General features: G+C 44.0%; 14 protein-coding genes and 1 pseudogene. 6 read left to right on the forward strand and 9 right to left on the reverse strand.

What is annotated here, in order from left to right; genetic code table 11:
• Positions 1-57 precede the first annotated feature (57 nt).
• The 3 genes from C7B77_RS09520 to msrA all read left to right on the forward strand — a co-directional run bounded on the left by C7B77_RS09520 (position 58) and on the right by msrA (position 2,197).
• Positions 58-651 (forward strand): cytochrome b/b6 domain-containing protein, encoded by a 594-nt coding sequence (locus C7B77_RS09520; protein WP_106303343.1) that lies wholly within the window; start codon positions 58-60, stop codon positions 649-651.
• A 72-nt stretch (positions 652-723) separates the two neighbouring features.
• A complete protein-coding gene (locus C7B77_RS09525) occupies positions 724-1,431 on the forward strand; it encodes a molybdopterin-dependent oxidoreductase (protein ID WP_106303346.1) in 708 nt (235 codons plus the stop codon).
• Positions 1,432-1,480: 49 nt separating this feature from the next.
• Complete coding sequence (gene msrA, locus C7B77_RS09530) at positions 1,481-2,197, forward strand: peptide-methionine (S)-S-oxide reductase MsrA (protein WP_106303349.1); 717 nt, start codon at positions 1,481-1,483, stop codon at positions 2,195-2,197.
• Positions 2,198-2,295: 98 nt separating this feature from the next.
• Here the strand turns inward: msrA and C7B77_RS09535 are convergent, their stop codons facing one another.
• From C7B77_RS09535 to C7B77_RS09550, 5 genes and pseudogenes are all read right to left on the reverse strand, one after another.
• Positions 2,296-2,823 (reverse strand): DM13 domain-containing protein, encoded by a 528-nt coding sequence (locus C7B77_RS09535; RefSeq protein ID WP_106303377.1) that lies wholly within the window; start codon positions 2,821-2,823, stop codon positions 2,296-2,298.
• Positions 2,824-2,975: 152 nt separating this feature from the next.
• Positions 2,976-3,650 carry a response regulator transcription factor gene (locus tag C7B77_RS09540; protein ID WP_106303352.1) on the reverse strand — a complete coding sequence of 225 codons (675 nt, stop codon included), beginning with the start codon at positions 3,648-3,650 and terminating at the stop codon, positions 2,976-2,978.
• A gap of 49 nt (positions 3,651-3,699) precedes the next feature.
• Positions 3,700-4,551 (reverse strand): annotated as a pseudogene (egtD, locus tag C7B77_RS09545) (L-histidine N(alpha)-methyltransferase); the annotation flags it as partial.
• A 243-nt stretch (positions 4,552-4,794) separates the two neighbouring features.
• Positions 4,795-5,064 carry a hypothetical protein gene (locus C7B77_RS29160; protein WP_146138251.1) on the reverse strand — a complete coding sequence of 90 codons (270 nt, stop codon included), beginning with the start codon at positions 5,062-5,064 and terminating at the stop codon, positions 4,795-4,797.
• A gap of 339 nt (positions 5,065-5,403) precedes the next feature.
• A complete protein-coding gene (locus C7B77_RS09550; protein WP_106303355.1) occupies positions 5,404-8,166 on the reverse strand; it encodes an MGH1-like glycoside hydrolase domain-containing protein in 2,763 nt (920 codons plus the stop codon).
• 1,046 nt (positions 8,167-9,212) lie between these two features.
• On the opposite strand from C7B77_RS09550, the gene C7B77_RS09560 reads away from it, so the two are divergent.
• Entirely contained in the window at positions 9,213-10,400 is a 1,188-nt protein-coding gene (locus C7B77_RS09560) for a cytochrome P450 (RefSeq protein WP_106303359.1), read from the forward strand.
• Between the two features lie 47 nt (positions 10,401-10,447).
• The gene (locus C7B77_RS09565) at positions 10,448-11,377 is read left to right on the forward strand and encodes a glycosyltransferase (protein ID WP_245894139.1); all 930 of its coding nucleotides are present in this window, start codon (positions 10,448-10,450) and stop codon (positions 11,375-11,377) included.
• Positions 11,378-11,389: 12 nt separating this feature from the next.
• Here the strand turns inward: C7B77_RS09565 and pheT are convergent, their stop codons facing one another.
• Positions 11,390-12,589, reverse strand: a complete 1,200-nt coding sequence (gene pheT / locus C7B77_RS09570; protein WP_106303362.1) for a phenylalanine--tRNA ligase subunit beta — start codon at positions 12,587-12,589, stop codon at positions 11,390-11,392.
• A 49-nt stretch (positions 12,590-12,638) separates the two neighbouring features.
• Complete coding sequence (locus C7B77_RS09575; protein WP_106303364.1) at positions 12,639-13,757, reverse strand: tRNA ligase subunit PheS family protein; 1,119 nt, start codon at positions 13,755-13,757, stop codon at positions 12,639-12,641.
• Positions 13,758-13,855: 98 nt separating this feature from the next.
• On the opposite strand from C7B77_RS09575, the gene C7B77_RS09580 reads away from it, so the two are divergent.
• Positions 13,856-14,419 carry a hypothetical protein gene (locus tag C7B77_RS09580; RefSeq protein ID WP_106303367.1) on the forward strand — a complete coding sequence of 188 codons (564 nt, stop codon included), beginning with the start codon at positions 13,856-13,858 and terminating at the stop codon, positions 14,417-14,419.
• A gap of 129 nt (positions 14,420-14,548) precedes the next feature.
• Here C7B77_RS09580 and C7B77_RS09585 read toward each other — a convergent pair whose 3' ends face one another.
• Both C7B77_RS09585 and C7B77_RS09590 read right to left on the reverse strand, forming a co-directional pair.
• Positions 14,549-14,758, reverse strand: coding sequence for a gamma-glutamyltransferase (locus C7B77_RS09585; RefSeq protein WP_146138252.1), 210 nt, complete (start codon positions 14,756-14,758; stop codon positions 14,549-14,551).
• A gap of 10 nt (positions 14,759-14,768) precedes the next feature.
• Positions 14,769-14,987 carry a tautomerase family protein gene (locus C7B77_RS09590; protein WP_106303374.1) on the reverse strand — a complete coding sequence of 73 codons (219 nt, stop codon included), beginning with the start codon at positions 14,985-14,987 and terminating at the stop codon, positions 14,769-14,771.
• Positions 14,988-15,064: the final 77 nt, after the last annotated feature.

Here is a 15,064-nt window from a genome sequence, read left to right on the forward strand (position 1 = left end):
CCCTACGGGCACCCCTCCTGGGAGGGGATTTACTACCATATTCTTTAGTGTTATATCATGGCAACACCTAAAAAATCACCTCCAATTCCTCACCAAAAAATCGTTGTTAAATTGTTTCACGGCATTATTATTATCAGTTTATTGTTGATGATTGGTAGTGGACTTCAGATTTATAATGCCACGCCTGTATTTGGTGGGAAAGAGGGATGGCGGTTTCCCAGTTTTATGACTTTGGGTGGGTGGCTGGCGGGTGGTAGGGATTGGCACTTTGCCATGATGTGGGTGTTTTCGTTTAATTTGCTAATTTATGGCATTTATATCGGCTTGACAAAACGGTGGGAGCGGCGATTTGTCTCTAGTAGCGATCTGCAAGTCCTGAAGGTGGGACAAAATCCTAAGCGCAAAACTTATGCTTGGCATCGGCTAATTTATACTGGCATCATCCCGATTTTGATTCTGGCGATCGCGAGTGGATTGGCGATGTATAAACCAGTTCAATTAGATTGGTTGGCGGGTTTATTTGGCAATTGGCAAACGCTCCGTACCGTTCATTTTCTGACAGTTCCGATCGCGTTAATATTTACGATCGTACATATGCTCATGGGTTTAAAAGTCGGCGGATTGAGAATCTGGCGATCGATGTTTGTGTAGATTTTATATTTTGCTTCAGAACTAGATAGCTATATTCGCCTCCTAAGTCTCTCCCTCTCCCTCCCCTAAATCATGAATCATAACTCTCTAAATCGGCGGCAATTATTACAACTATCTGGTTTTGCAGGAATGGGCTTATTGCTCGATAGTTGTGGCTTGAATCAGTACTCTACTAGTGTAGGTAATGCGATCGATCCGCTCAATCAACGAGTCGAAGAATTGTTGCTTAAGCCGCAAGCTCTAGCGCGTGAATATCCAGTTAGTTCCATCGAACCTCAAGCTTTATTGATTAATAGTTTTAACGATACTCCCAAAATCGATCCGACGACTTTTAAATTAATTATCGACGGCGCGGTGAACCAGCCGATGCAGTTGAGTATGAACGATATTAAAAAGTTACCATTGCGATCGATGGTAATTCAGCATGTCTGCGTCGAAGGCTGGGCGGCGATCGTGCAATGGGGCGGTGTCAGACTTAAAGATTTAATCGCTTTAGCACAGCCCAAATCGACAGCAAGATATGTCTATTTTGAGTCAGGCGATGGTTACTATAACAGTTGGGATTTACCTTCAGCAATGCACCCACAAACGCTGCTAGCCTATCAAAAAAACGGTCAGCCAATACCTGTAGATAATGGTGCCCCATTGCGTCTTGCTGCGCCGATTAAGCTGGGTTACAAGCAAAGTAAATGGGTGACTAGAGTTACTTTACTCGATCGATTAGCCACCAAGCAAGGCTATTGGGAAGACCAGGGTTATGAATGGTTTGGCGGATTATAAATAATTTAGGTGAGTTCGATTGGTTCAAAAAAATAATTATTCTTTAGATATGTCAAGTAATAATTTCAATCGTTATTTTCATCTTGTCTCTATCATCTCTTTATTATCACTTACTACCGTTTCTTGTGGGATTTCGCGATCGAGTTCTTCGGCTATTGCAAATGCAACTCCTGCGAAAATTGCTGGCATCGATATCGAGCCACCTAAAGATATTAAGGCTACGATAACAGGAGAACAGACATTAGTGCTGGCTGGCGGATGTTTTTGGGGCGTGGAAGCAGTCTTTGAAAATCTCAAAGGTATTTCTAATGTTGTCTCTGGCTATTCGGGCGGAGATATGAAGACGGCTAACTATGATGCTGTCAGTAGTGGGGGAACGAGTCATGCAGAAGCTGTCAAAATTACATACAATCCTCAGCAAATTTCACTCGGACAAATCTTAAAAATTTACTTTCTCGTCGCTCACGATCCCACGCAGATCGATCGACAAGGGCCAGATATTGGTAACCAATATCGATCGGCAATCTTTTTTGCCAATTCTCAACAGCAACAGATATCAAAAGCTTATATCGACAGGCTCGATCGATCTCGGATCTTCACACAACCGATCGCGACAAAAGTAGTTGCATTGAATGAATTCTACCCAGCCGAGCAACACCATCAGAATTTTATCGATCGCAATCCAAAATATCCCTATGTTGTAGTTCACGATTTACCTAAACTCGCTCTATTACGGCAACAATTTTCCGACCTCGTTCGACGTTAAATAAATATTTAATCTAAGCTGAGGATGTTAATATCATCAGCTTAGATCGAATCCGGTTTAAATAACTCATTTATCATCCGATTTGGGATCGGTCGTTATTAGCCCAAACTGGCAACGCCAAAAGTAGCATTGAATTTGCGACACCAAATTACTGCCGATCGATAATTAGCGAGATTGATATTGGCAGGAATGGCATAGCGTTGCGCACCACTAAATTTTTTCAGGCGAGACAGCACGATATAATCGCCACTTTTCAAAGCATAGTTAGGTGCTTTAGTTCCACCCAGTACATTACTAGAACGATGCAAAGCAACTACTAAATCTGGCCCCTGACTAGAAGTTTTAAATCCCGCATCTAGTTGTAAAAATGAGCGACCGTTTTGGGTCACGATACTAGCACCACCTCTGGTTGGTTGTTCTGCCCGAACGAATGTACCGGACTTGACTGTTGCTGCTAACTGTAACGGACGAACTGACGGGTTAATCTGAGTTGTCTGTTTCTCCAGATCCAAAGTAGAATCGATCGTCATCTGGGCTGCCGGAACCCGAGCTTGGATCGCGGCTTTTGCAGAGCTAATTACGACTAAAGATGCCAAACAGAGGATTGTTGCTTGAATAAGTTTCATAATTAAATGTTGTTGATGGATGACAGTAAGACAATTAACTTTTCTGCTATTATTGTCACCCAGAGAACTCGATCGAAAATGATAAGTCGCTAAGAAGTTACTGAGAAAAAGCTGAGAATCAGATGATAAGTCGCCAGCCATTGTCATCGCTACTACTCGCGCAAAGCGTAGCCGACACCGCGTGCGGTATGAATCAATCTTGGCTCGTTGTTTTGTTCTAACTTAGTACGGAGATAACGCACATAAACCTCAATAATATTCGAGTCGCCCAAAAAATCAAATCCCCACACATTTTCGATGATTTGCTCTCTGGTAAATACTTGACGCGGGTGACTTAATAGGTATTGTAATAACTCGAATTCCTTGGCAGTTAAATCGATCGATCTACCACCGCGATGAACTTCACGAGTGCGTCGATTCAAACTTAAATCTTCAAATTGCAACAGATCTTCATCAGTTTTTTGCGTGCGGCGCAGATGCGATCGAATGCGGGCGAGTAATTCCTCAATACTAAAAGGTTTGACGACATAATCATCTGCTCCTGCATCCAAACCCGCCACCCGATCTCCAACTTCATCCCTAGCCGTTAACAAAATTACTGGAATGTCAATCCCCGTCGATCGCAATCGCCGACACAGTTCTACCCCCGTGAGTCCTGGTAACATCCAATCCAAAATCGCTAGATCCGGTGCCGACTCGCGCGCTAAAGCTAGCCCTGACATGCCATCGTGTGCCACACTAACGCGATAATCCTCACTCTCCAATTCTAGTTGGATAAATCTGGCTAATTTAATTTCATCTTCAACTAATAGGATATGAGCTATCATTTGGATTTTGGATTTTAGATTAATTTTAGTTGGATAGCGATCGACTAATTCAAGGGCACTCTCCTACAGTACATTGACGTTGACATAGCAACAAGCCAAACCAATCTTGTGGATCTGTCCAAATTTGTAAAGGTTTAAAAGCATGAGTTGATAGCTCGTCTACTAATGTTGGGAGATCGAACTTGCGAGAGATTTCGGTGTGGATTGTTTCTCCAGCCTCGAACTTAACTCGATAGTTTAGTCGATTTTCCAAGGAGAGGCTATCACCAACGAGAGTTACAGTTTGAGTTACCAAGCTGCGGAGGTGCATTTCAATCTGATGCTGCTCCCGATTATAGAATGCCAAATGCTCGAATCGATCGAGTGAAAAATTACCTCCAAAACGATGATTGAGATGACGGAGGATATTGAGGTTAAATGCCGCCGTCACCCCCAGAGCATCATTATACGCAGATTCAATCGTCTCAATCGATTTTTGTAAATCTACCCCCAACAGGAAAAATTCTCCAGGTTGGAGTGCTTGTTGAATTTGGGTTAGGAAACTGCTACGCTCTCGATCGGTAAGATTTCCTAGCGTACTACCCAGAAAAATCACCATCCGGTTTTCCAGTTCGGCTGGTGGCAGTTGCGCCAGAGCTTGCTCGTAAGTCCCCGCCAAGCCACACAATTTTAGGTTGGGATAGCGTTCCAACAATGCTAGAGCCGTACTCTTGAGAATGCCAGCACTGACATCGATCGGATAATAATACAGTTGACGATCTAGTTGACTGTATGCCTCTAATAACAGGTGAGTTTTCCGAGAGCTACCGCTACCTAATTCTACTAATTCACAGGTGCCCGTGAGTTCGGCAATTTCTGAGGCATATCGTTCGAGAATCGCTTGCTCGGTGCGGGTGGGATAGAGTTAGGTTATCGGGCAGCTAAATTTGCCTCGATAATCACTACGATCCCAGATCGAGCTGAATCACTCCTGAAGAGAAAATGAGAATTCGTTGAGAAACGCGGCGATTGAAACCCAGCGCGGTTTAGCCCGTAGAGACTCGATCGGCTATAAATTACGTTTGACAATTCTAACTCACGCTGGTGGTCATTTATGTAGCCGATCAAACATCCGATTAGATATTATTGAATAGTTTTATTTATTTCAGTTATTAGATGCTGTCAATGGAAGTAGATCGCAAACATCAACGGAACCATAGCTACCACCATCAAAGTTTACAAATACTCCATATTTACTACGTCTTTCTGTAAGTATGCCAGTACGATCGCGATGCTTCTTTTTATTCGGGTTAGCAGGAGAAACTTTTACCATATCCCCTGGTGACAGAGAATATATCTCTGTAGATTTTGCGCTGCTATAGAATCCAGTAATTATCGTACCATCCGAAAAACTCACGGTTACTTGGCGACCCATATATACTCCTACAGTGTATCAATCTATCAATTTGCACTTCAATATCTGGAACGAGCTTAGTTTCGCTGCAAAAGATATGTTTACAATCCTAGCACATAAAATTAAAACATTGTTTTAAACCTATACCTAGCTTTTGTTAATGTTCTTAAAGTGTCAAAAATCTCATAATTGAGTCTCGAAAGCCATTGATTAATAAGCGGTTACCGTTTATTAATAAATGGCTATCGTTTATTGATTTTTTATTTTTTGCGCTTGATTCTTGATGAGTAAAAATGGAAAAACACTATCCACTAGTAATACTAGTAATATTTTATCTAATTCATTACTTTTATTTTTCACTTAAACAACGATCGATTCACTACCTAATTCGATCTCCAGCACAGATTCCGTAACTCCTTCTTCATCCCCATATTCCCCCAATTGTTGAATCAACTTCGCCACCAATCCCGTCCATCCCGTTTGGTGACTGGCTCCGATTCCCGCGCCATTATCGCCGTGAAAATATTCATAGAACAACACCAAATCGCGCCAGTGCGGATCGGTTTGAAACTTCTCGGTGCCCCCATAAACTGGTCGCTGTCCGGCTGGGTTGCGAAGGAAAATTTGGGTGAGTCGCTGCGATAGTTCGGTAGCTACTTCCCACAGGGTCAGCATTTGCCCCGAACCCGTCGGACATTCTACTTTAAAATCGTCGCCGAGATAGCGATGGAACTTTTGCAGCGATTCGATGAGTAGGAAGTTCACCGGAAACCAGACGGGGCCGCGCCAGTTGGAATTGCCCCCAAATAAACCACTGGTAGACTCGGCTGGTTCGTAATCGACGCGAAACTCCATACCGTTGGTATAAAAGCAATATGGATGCTTGGCGTGGTAGCGAGAAACCGCCCGAATCCCGTAATCGCTGAAAAATTCGGATTCGTCGAGCATTTTTTGTAAAATGCGTTGGAGTTTGTCTTTAGAAACGATCGCCAGCAATCGGCGCGCCCCCTTACCTTTGGTTTCCATACAAGCTACATTACGGCGTAAATCGTGCCGATTTTTGATAAACCATTCCAATCGCTTTTTAAAGTTGGGTAATTGTTGTAATGTTTCCGGTTCTAATATTTCCACTGCAAATAGGGGGATTAAGCCTACTAGAGATCGCACTTTCATTTCGATTTGACGATCGTCGGGAAAATGCAATACGTCATAATAGAAGCCATCTTCCTCATTCCACAATGAATCTTCCATTTCCCCAATGTGATTCATCGCATCGGCAATATAGAGATAATGTTCAAAGAATTTGGTAGCAATATCTTCATAAACTGGATTAGCTTTTGCCAATTCTAAGGCAATTTCTAACATATTCAAACAATACATTCCCATCCAACTCGTACCGTCGGATTGGTCGATATGTCCGCCCGTTGGCAGTGGCGCACTGCGATCGAATACGCCGATATTATCTAATCCCAAGAAACCGCCTTGGAAAACGTTGTTTCCCTCTGTATCCTTGCGATTTACCCACCAGGTAAAATTGAGCATCAATTTTTGAAAGACGCGCTCTAGAAACTGGCGATCGGATTTTCCATAGAGCTTCTGTTCGATCTTATAAACGCGCCAAGTCGCCCAAGCATGAACGGGGGGATTTACGTCGCCAAAAGCCCATTCATACGCCGGAATTTGCCCATTGGGGTGCATATACCACTCGCGGGTGAGGACATCTAATTGATACTTGGCAAAGTCGGAATCGATCGTGGCAAAGGTGATGCAATGAAAGGCTAGATCCCAAGCAGCAAACCACGGATACTCCCACTTATCGCACATCGAGAGAATATCATCGGTGTAGAGATGAAACCACGCACGATTTCTGCCGCGTTTTCTTTCTGGGGGCGGCATCGGGACATTGGCATCGCCTTGCAGCCAATCTTCGACGATATAGTGATAATATTGCTTGCACCACAGCATTCCAGCAAATGCCTGACGCTGGACATTTCGCATATCTTCGCTGAGTGAAAATGGCGTAACTCGCTGATAAAATTCGTCGGCTTCTTGTTGGCGAATTGCCAGTGTTGCGTCAAAGTTTTGGAAAGGTGCAGATGAGTTTAAATCGTCACCGAGCAGATCCAATCCCAACTCGCTCGGATGTAAATCGCTCAGTCGTAACTGAATCGTGTGAGTATCTCCAGGCTCGATCGATAGAACGTAATCGATCGCCGCTTTCGTGCCGATAAGATCGGGATTGACGGCAGCTTTAGCCCCATTTACAACATAGTTATTAATACCATCTTTGACATAGGGCGATGGATTTGGCGTGTCGAATACCAGTTCGTAATTAGTTTCATTTTCTGTAAATAGCAGCTCGCCATCACCTCGCGCATACAACCAGCGTTTACCTAATGTGGGATGAATGGCTTCGATAATATTCAGATCGTTGCTAGTATGAATGGCTTGTAGAGTTGGCGTGGTTTCTTCCTCCGCTCCATTCCAAGCCCAAGTATTGCGAAACCACAGCGTCGGCAGTAAATGCAGGGTGCGAGCTTCCGTACCGCGATTGATAACGGTAATTTGCATTAGAACATCGTCGGCAGTTTCTTTAGCATATTCAACAAAGACATCGAAATAGCGATCGTCATCAAATATCCCCGTATCTAATAGTTCAAACTCTGGCTCTCGACGACTGCGACGGCCATTTTCGGCAACTAATCGATCGTAAGGAAATGCTTGATGGGGATATTTATATAATGCCTTCATGTATGAATGCGTCGGCGTATTGTCAAGATAAAAGTAATATTCTTTGACATCTTCACCATGATTGCCTTCATTCCCCGTCAACCCAAATAACCGCTCCTTGAGAATTGGATCTTCGCCGTTCCACAGGGCAATTGCCAAACACAACCGTTGATGATTGTCCGAAATCCCCAACAAGCCATCTTCGCCCCACCGATACGCCCGCGATCTCGCCCGATCGTGGGTAAAATAATCCCAAGCCGAACCATAAGGGCTATAGTCTTCGCGCACGGTACCCCACTGGCGATCGCTCAAATAAGGCCCCCACCGCCGCCAGTGCGCTGCGTGGGTTTGTGATTCGTGCAATCTGATTTCTTCGGGAGTTGGATCGACCATTGTTGTTATCTCTTCAGGAATATCTCGTGGGCAATCGAAATCGCCACACGAGCGATAAATTAATTAGGTTTAATTTTCATTACCATCATGCTCGATCGATCTGAAGTAAGCCTGAAACTCAAATGAGAATTTGCTGAGAGTAAGTACGCATAAGATAAGTAAGCGATCCGAAATAAATTACTTCTTTAGCACCTGTTGAAAGCTTTATACAGCAGGAACACGAGCAAGCGATCGAAGATAGTCCAGATCGAGATAATAAGTTGATTTTACCGGACATCGCGGTTGTGGCAGATCGGCATTATTAGCAGAGTTGGGCTTTAGGTTTACCGATCCAGGGCGATATTTTATGGTGATGTATTCGATTGCCGATCCGCGATAAATATTTAGAAGGAGATCTATTATCTATGGGAAGATCGTTAAAGATGATTCTTCCCCTGTCATAATGCCAGTAGATCGACCGCTTCAGATTGATGCTCTTCACACCAACAGCTTCAACCCATTACTGCCCAAACCACCGATCCTTTCCAGCCAGCTAGCAGGGTGGGATCGTCTGCATCTCATCTATCATCGGCAATCTCCTTATTCGATTCCTGAAACCGTTCCCGCTCAACATACGATTAATATCTACACTACCCCTGTCCTGGCGCAAGTCAAGATCGATGGCCGTTGGCAACAGCGATCGGGTATGGTTGGTGATATCGGTATTTTCCCAGCGCAAGAAGTCGTCTCTGCTGCGGAATTTCTGCAAGAATTAGGGATCGTTCACCTGTATCTCGATCCGGTTAGTTTGAGTAATGTTGCATTTGAATCGATCGATCCCGATCGCATCGAACTCATTCAACAGCTCCAAGTGCGCGATCCGCTGATTCAACAACTTGGGCTGTCATTAAAACAAGAGTTGGAAACTAGCGCAACAGATAGCCGTTTGTATGCCGAATCTGTGGCAACCATGCTCGCCGTACATTTATTAAAGCGATACTCAGTTCGCCAACCAATTATTCCAGTACCCACTGGTGGATTGTCAAACTATAGCCTGAAAACCCTATGTGGTCTTAGTTGGAGTCGATGCAAATCGTTTAATATTACAAGATCGGGTCGATTCCGTGTCCTCTTATTTAGGATGGCAACCATTTTTAGAGCATTTATGGGGACAGCCGATGATGTTGCAAGATGGCGAAGCGCATCGCAATACACGGCGGTTGATGGCTCCAGCTTTTCATGGTAAAGCGATCGCCAGTTACTTTGATACAATGCAGTCGATTATCCAGAATGAATTGCAGACTTGGACTCAGCCAGATCCGATTGCGCTCAAATCTCAGTTAAATCAGCTTGCCTTGAGAATCGGCGTTCGGCTGTTGTTAGGAATTGAGTTGGCGAGTGACATTACCCAATTCGAGCAATGGTTCAATACGCTCGTGGAGGGTGCAGCAGCATTGTTGCGAATCGATATCCCCTTGACAACCTACGGTCGATCGCAACAGGCGAGAAGACAGTTAAACACATTTTTGACTGAAGTTGTTCGGCAAAGACAGCAGCAGGGTAATCTGACTGACTCGCAGGATGTACTGGGTTTGTTTTTAGCTTCAGTAGATGAAGTTGGAATGGCACTATCTACAGAGCAAATTTTGAATGAATTGCTGCACTTACTCAATGCCGCACACTTCACCACGGCAACTGCCTTAACTTGGGCAGTGGTAGAACTCGCCGCCCGTCCTGAATGGCAGCAGATCTTGCGATCGGAACTCGATCTAGTAACACAAGATCGATCGTTGGAATTAGAGCATCTCAAACACCTGCACCAGATGAGTGCTTTTCTCAAAGAAATCGAGCGCGTTTACAATCCATCGGGAGTAGTGCTGTTTCGGAGTGTGGTGAAACCGATCGATTTTGCAGGCTACCAGATTCCGCCAGGATGGGGGGTAATTGTCGCCCAGGGGCTGACGCACCGCTTACCTAGTCTGTACACATCCCCTGAAACCTTCGATCCCGATCGGTTTCTGGCTCCGCGTGAGGAAGATAAACAGCATCCATTTGCTTTGGTTGGTTTTGGGGGTGGCGCACATCGCTGTATTGGGATGGAGTTTGCCAGAATGGAAATGAAGATTTTTCTGGCTACGCTATTGCGTAAATATGACTGGACGGTGCAGCCGACTTACGATCGCATTGCCCCAGTTCGAGTTCCGCCCAATATCGAACGCCAGCTACGAGCAACAGTGATGGAGCGGAAGCTTTAATTTAATCGACACCGATCTATCGTTCAGTCGATTTTGCGATGGGATTTGTGCGCGAAAAAACTGGCATTCCAGCGGTAGTTATCGGTTTGTCGATTAATTCATTCAGCAGCAAAGATCTTGCCCCGATCGGTTTTGCCCTGCCACCCGACGGCTCATCATGGGGACGATTTCGCAATGCCTGTTTGCGATTTGTTATTGATTCGATCGCGTTGCGGAGTCTCAAAGCAGATATCGACAACATCCGTGCTAGTGTGGGTTTGCCGATTCTCAACCGCAGCGTGCTCGAAAGAATTGTCGAGCCGCCCGATCTATATCTACTGGGAACGATTCCTGAATTTGAGTATCCCCGCAACGATTTGTCTGCATCTACGCATTTTGTGGGCACCTTTACCAGTCCGCCTGTGGAAACCTTTGTACCGCCAGCATGGTGGGATGATTTGCAAGGGGATTGCTCGATCGTTTTAGTCACTCAAGGTACTCTAGCCAACGATGATTTAAACGAACTCGTCATACCGACGATTCGAGCGTTGGCGGATGAAAATGTCCTGGTTATTGCAACTACAGCCAGTTTGCCAATCTCACAGATCGATCTCACCCCACTACCGAAAAACCTCCGATTGGAGCAGTTTATCCCTTTCTACCATCTGATGCCCCATGTGGATGTGATGGTTACAAATGGGGGATTTGGTGGCGTACAAATCGCTTTATCACATGGAGTTCCCCTCGTTGTAGCAGGTGCCACAGAGGAGAAGCCAGAAATTGCGGCGCGGGTGGCATGGGGTGGTGTCGGGATCGATCTGAAAACAGGAAAACCATCGGAAAAGAAAATCAGGGAGGCTGTCAGAAAAATCCTCTGTAACTCTATCTATAAGAGCAAAGCAGAAAGTTTACAAGCAGAATACGGGAAATATAACGCACCCCAACGTTCAGCCGATCTCATCAGACAGCTTTTAGAAAAAAACACAGTGGATAAATGATAGAAACGTGCATTAGCTGTTGAGACGGTAGTCACTAGAAAATAGATCTAGTCTTCTGGGATCGGTCAAAATCAAGCTTTTAATTTCGGTTAGCCCAACTCGTTTGGCAATATCGCTTAATTGAAAAGTAAAATCTTTAACTGAATTAGATTTCCCTCGCTCCTTTTTTATGTTGCCAAAGTTTGGTTTAAGGTTGTCTAGTCCGATAGCGATGAGCAGATCTCCTGCGATATCTACTTCTCCGATTATATCAGTACGATATGAGGGGATGCCTACAAACTGTCGATCGTCAACAAGCAAGTCCATTTTCTGTAAAAAATTTTGAAGTTCTAATTCAGAAATATTAGTACCAATGATTTTATTGATATTTTCGAGCGAGTAAGGTAATCTGGTTAGCTCCAAACTAGGGCTGACAACAGAATTTTCAGGATATTCTATTGTTACTGTTTTAACTTGGGCACCAATATCTAGAAAGTTGTGAGCGATAATGTTGAGCATTTCCTTGACTGCCCGTTCAGATGTTCCGGTAACATCCACAAATAGCCTTGAAGCTTCTGGAGTAACTTTCCCTACACTATGAGCATTGATAATGGGCGGAATTGATAATATTTGACCTGATTCATCACGTAAAACTGGTATGTATTCTCCATCTGGAAGTGCATCAGCATACTTGATTCCCACTGGATGTTCTTTCAAAATTTGCTGCGCTGTCATTTCCTCTTTGGAGTTTAATGGAATCAGGGAAACACTATGCTTACTCTCGATCGAGTAATTAATATTACCTTCAATCTTCGATAAGTCATAAACTCCAACTGCAATTTTTTTTCTGTGACGACCAAAGGTTTGACAAACCTTATCTTGAAACGATATTAGTTCTCGCAAACCTACTGAATCGATCCGAACATTTTCGGCAACTAGCGCACCAATATATGGACGTATTTTCCAAACATCTTTAGCTACCATGATGACTAATCCCGATTCCGGTAGTTTGCTTGGCACAGATCTGATTTCACGAGATGTAAAAGTGTTCATTGCACGGGTGAACCCCTCCGCAGAGAGTAAATCAGGTCTCTCAGCAGTTACTTCAACTTCGATCGTATCTTCCTTAATTTCTGCTTCTATCCCATAGTCAAAAGCAAGACTTTCTAGTTGTTTTGGTGTCAGATCGGTCAATCGTTCGAGATGTTTCAGAGAAAATGATACAACTGGCATTTTTATAATCCTAATAATTCAATATATACTTAATATTTTTGAGGTGGATTTAATGGTAGAATTCAGCTAGATGAGTTCGATCGACACTTTCATTTCGGAACACCTTGTCGATCGAGAAATATTTAAGATCTTGTCCGCCAAGCCTGTATAAGTTTCTAGCCGTCGAAGCTGTAGTGTGCGTCCGCAGGATGGCTCTACTAGCTTCCTCTTCAGTCCAAATGCTTCCATGACCGCTCTCATGTGCCGCTTTGACATCTCGAACGAGGTCACGATTGTCAGGTAAAGCGAGAAATTGAGGCTTTGACAGATAAAATGTGTCTTGAATCTCACGAGCAGGATGATCTTGGGCTGTGAAAAGCGCATCAAAATTCCAAAATGAAGAGTCTACAATCTGACCAGACATTTCGTCAAAGCCCATGTCGAGAAATATTTCTCTCACTAACTGAAAACACTGAGTTAATATGCAGGAGAGACCATATTTAATATCTGGCACATCATCATGAATATTATATGGTTTGAATTCTACTTCATTCCATTGTCCTGAAATTAATAGGTCACTAGTTACTGTTGTAATCAGCCTTTGGACTACTAGCTTCTGGATTTCAGAATTAACACTAATTGAATAATTGTCAACTGACTTCTTCTCGACAAGCTTTTGGTGAATTAACCACTCCAATTCTTCTGTGGCTGATACTTCTTTGCCGATTAATACTTCAGCAAAGACTTCTTGTCTTTTGATAAATTGCTTGATAATGTTCCGATCTAAGATATAGAGCTTCTGAGAGTTATCGTCTCCTTCTGTCCTAACCTCAACAGCTTTCTCTTTCTTGAGAGATCCAAAGTGAATACTATAATTAGATTGACCAAACTCTTTTTGAAGCTGCATGACATCTAATGGGTTTTTGTCATTAAGCTGACTTGCCAGCGGAAATCCCTGAATATAACCATCTATCTTTCTTCCTTTGCTAGATAAGACAAATATATTTTTGGATATATCTTCAACTTTCAAATAATTATCTAGTAACGTCGTTCCTATAAACCCTTTAACAAAGTTAAAATCAAGATTGTTATTTGCACAAAATTCTCGTAAGTCTGGAACTTCAATGTTCTTCTGAAATATCTGGATAACTTCTCTCTGTTTTTCTGTTAGTTGTGTTGTATTAAGCATATTTCAGTTCTGATAATAAAATGGCTACTTGAAGTTAATTGAGATCTAGACAAAATCTATGAGACTCAACCGCGCTTTTAGTTCTTGATTCTCTGCCCATGTTCATTATTTCGGAGGCCAAAGTGCTTGATTGGCAACTCGTGTTTTACAATGCCTTCATTTATGGTCTGGTATTGTCTTTCGTCCTCACCATTCTCACTGCCATCAGCGGAGCCATCGCTCTCGACATGTTCGTTGACAATTATCCGCCTGATATCAAGGAAAAGTATGGGCCGATGTCTTCGCGGGCTGCCCGCCTGCATCCCTTCATCGCGGCTCTATTATTCATAACTATTTTCGTCGTCCCCATTATCGGTCTTTTCGCTGTGCAGGCTCAGGTCGATTCTGTCCCCTTTTTGCCCGCTTTAGCGTTCTCAGGTATTGCACTGCTCACATTTAACACATTCGATCTAATTATCCTCGACTGGCTTTTCTTCTGCACGATCCAGCCGCGTGCAATGCTTCTCCCCGGTACCGAAGGCATGGCGGCCTATCGCGACTATCGCTTCCACTTCGTTGGATTTCTAAAAGGCTTGGGATTTAGTGCAGTCGGTAGTTTGCTCATAGCAGCTTTCTGGGTCATCCTGCACTGGTCGATCGCATTGCTCCCCTCGGCGGCCTAACCAGCGGCTGCACTCAGAACGGCAGCAACCGCTATGGGCTTTTAAGCATGGTTTATGTCCGTCCGGTGAGCCGCAGTCTGTTATGCTGCGTGGTTCGATCGAAGGTAATGCGATTTACTTGACACCCAATTAACGCTTAACTGTCATCGCCGATCCGCCACCGCGTCGGACAGGCTCGGCTGCTGCCGTTGTGCGGCCATTGGGATCGCCGATAAATCGATCTCGATCGGCAAAAGCCAGCCGTTGGGCTTCAATAATTGTATGCCATGCTTTAACGCGATCTAATTTCGGATGTACGGTAGCAACCACCGCGCAATCGCTGAGGTTGCTACATCGCATGGTTGCATGGTCACTTGCCAGCCACAAGTGCTTGAGCATCTTTAGTGGTCAGAGGATTGCCCCCAATGCCCCAATCGCCGCTCTTGACTTCTTCGACAACCACCCACGTCACTGGACGCACGTTCTCGCCTTCGATCGATACCATCGTATCGGTCAGCTTACGGATTATCTCCTGCTTTTGTGTTGACGTTAAAACGCCTTCGATTACTTTTACATTTATTAACGGCATCGCTTTGCTCCAGTTGGTAATTTTGATTTAAACGATAGAATATAAAATACGAGCGTTCGTGCTTTTATATTCTACCT

This window comes from Chamaesiphon polymorphus CCALA 037, assembly GCF_003003845.1.
Lineage (GTDB): Bacteria > Cyanobacteriota > Cyanobacteriia > Cyanobacteriales > Chamaesiphonaceae > Chamaesiphon > Chamaesiphon polymorphus.

What these genes read in the sequence shown, in the direction of transcription:
- C7B77_RS09520 (WP_106303343.1), top strand. Translation starts at nt 58, where the DNA reads ATGGCAACACCTAAAAAATCACCTCCAATTCCTCACCAAAAAATCGTT.
- C7B77_RS09525 (WP_106303346.1), top strand. Translation starts at nt 724, where the DNA reads ATGAATCATAACTCTCTAAATCGGCGGCAATTATTACAACTATCTGGT.
- msrA (WP_106303349.1), top strand. Translation starts at nt 1,481, where the DNA reads ATGTCAAGTAATAATTTCAATCGTTATTTTCATCTTGTCTCTATCATC.
- C7B77_RS09535 (WP_106303377.1), bottom strand. Translation starts at nt 2,823, where the DNA reads ATGAAACTTATTCAAGCAACAATCCTCTGTTTGGCATCTTTAGTCGTA.
- C7B77_RS09540 (WP_106303352.1), bottom strand. Translation starts at nt 3,650, where the DNA reads ATGATAGCTCATATCCTATTAGTTGAAGATGAAATTAAATTAGCCAGA.
- C7B77_RS29160 (WP_146138251.1), bottom strand. Translation starts at nt 5,064, where the DNA reads ATGGGTCGCCAAGTAACCGTGAGTTTTTCGGATGGTACGATAATTACT.
- C7B77_RS09550 (WP_106303355.1), bottom strand. Translation starts at nt 8,166, where the DNA reads ATGGTCGATCCAACTCCCGAAGAAATCAGATTGCACGAATCACAAACC.
- pheT (WP_106303362.1), bottom strand. Translation starts at nt 12,589, where the DNA reads ATGCCAGTTGTATCATTTTCTCTGAAACATCTCGAACGATTGACCGAT.
- C7B77_RS09575 (WP_106303364.1), bottom strand. Translation starts at nt 13,757, where the DNA reads ATGCTTAATACAACACAACTAACAGAAAAACAGAGAGAAGTTATCCAG.
- C7B77_RS09580 (WP_106303367.1), top strand. Translation starts at nt 13,856, where the DNA reads ATGTTCATTATTTCGGAGGCCAAAGTGCTTGATTGGCAACTCGTGTTT.
- C7B77_RS09585 (WP_146138252.1), bottom strand. Translation starts at nt 14,758, where the DNA reads ATGCGATGTAGCAACCTCAGCGATTGCGCGGTGGTTGCTACCGTACAT.
- C7B77_RS09590 (WP_106303374.1), bottom strand. Translation starts at nt 14,987, where the DNA reads ATGCCGTTAATAAATGTAAAAGTAATCGAAGGCGTTTTAACGTCAACA.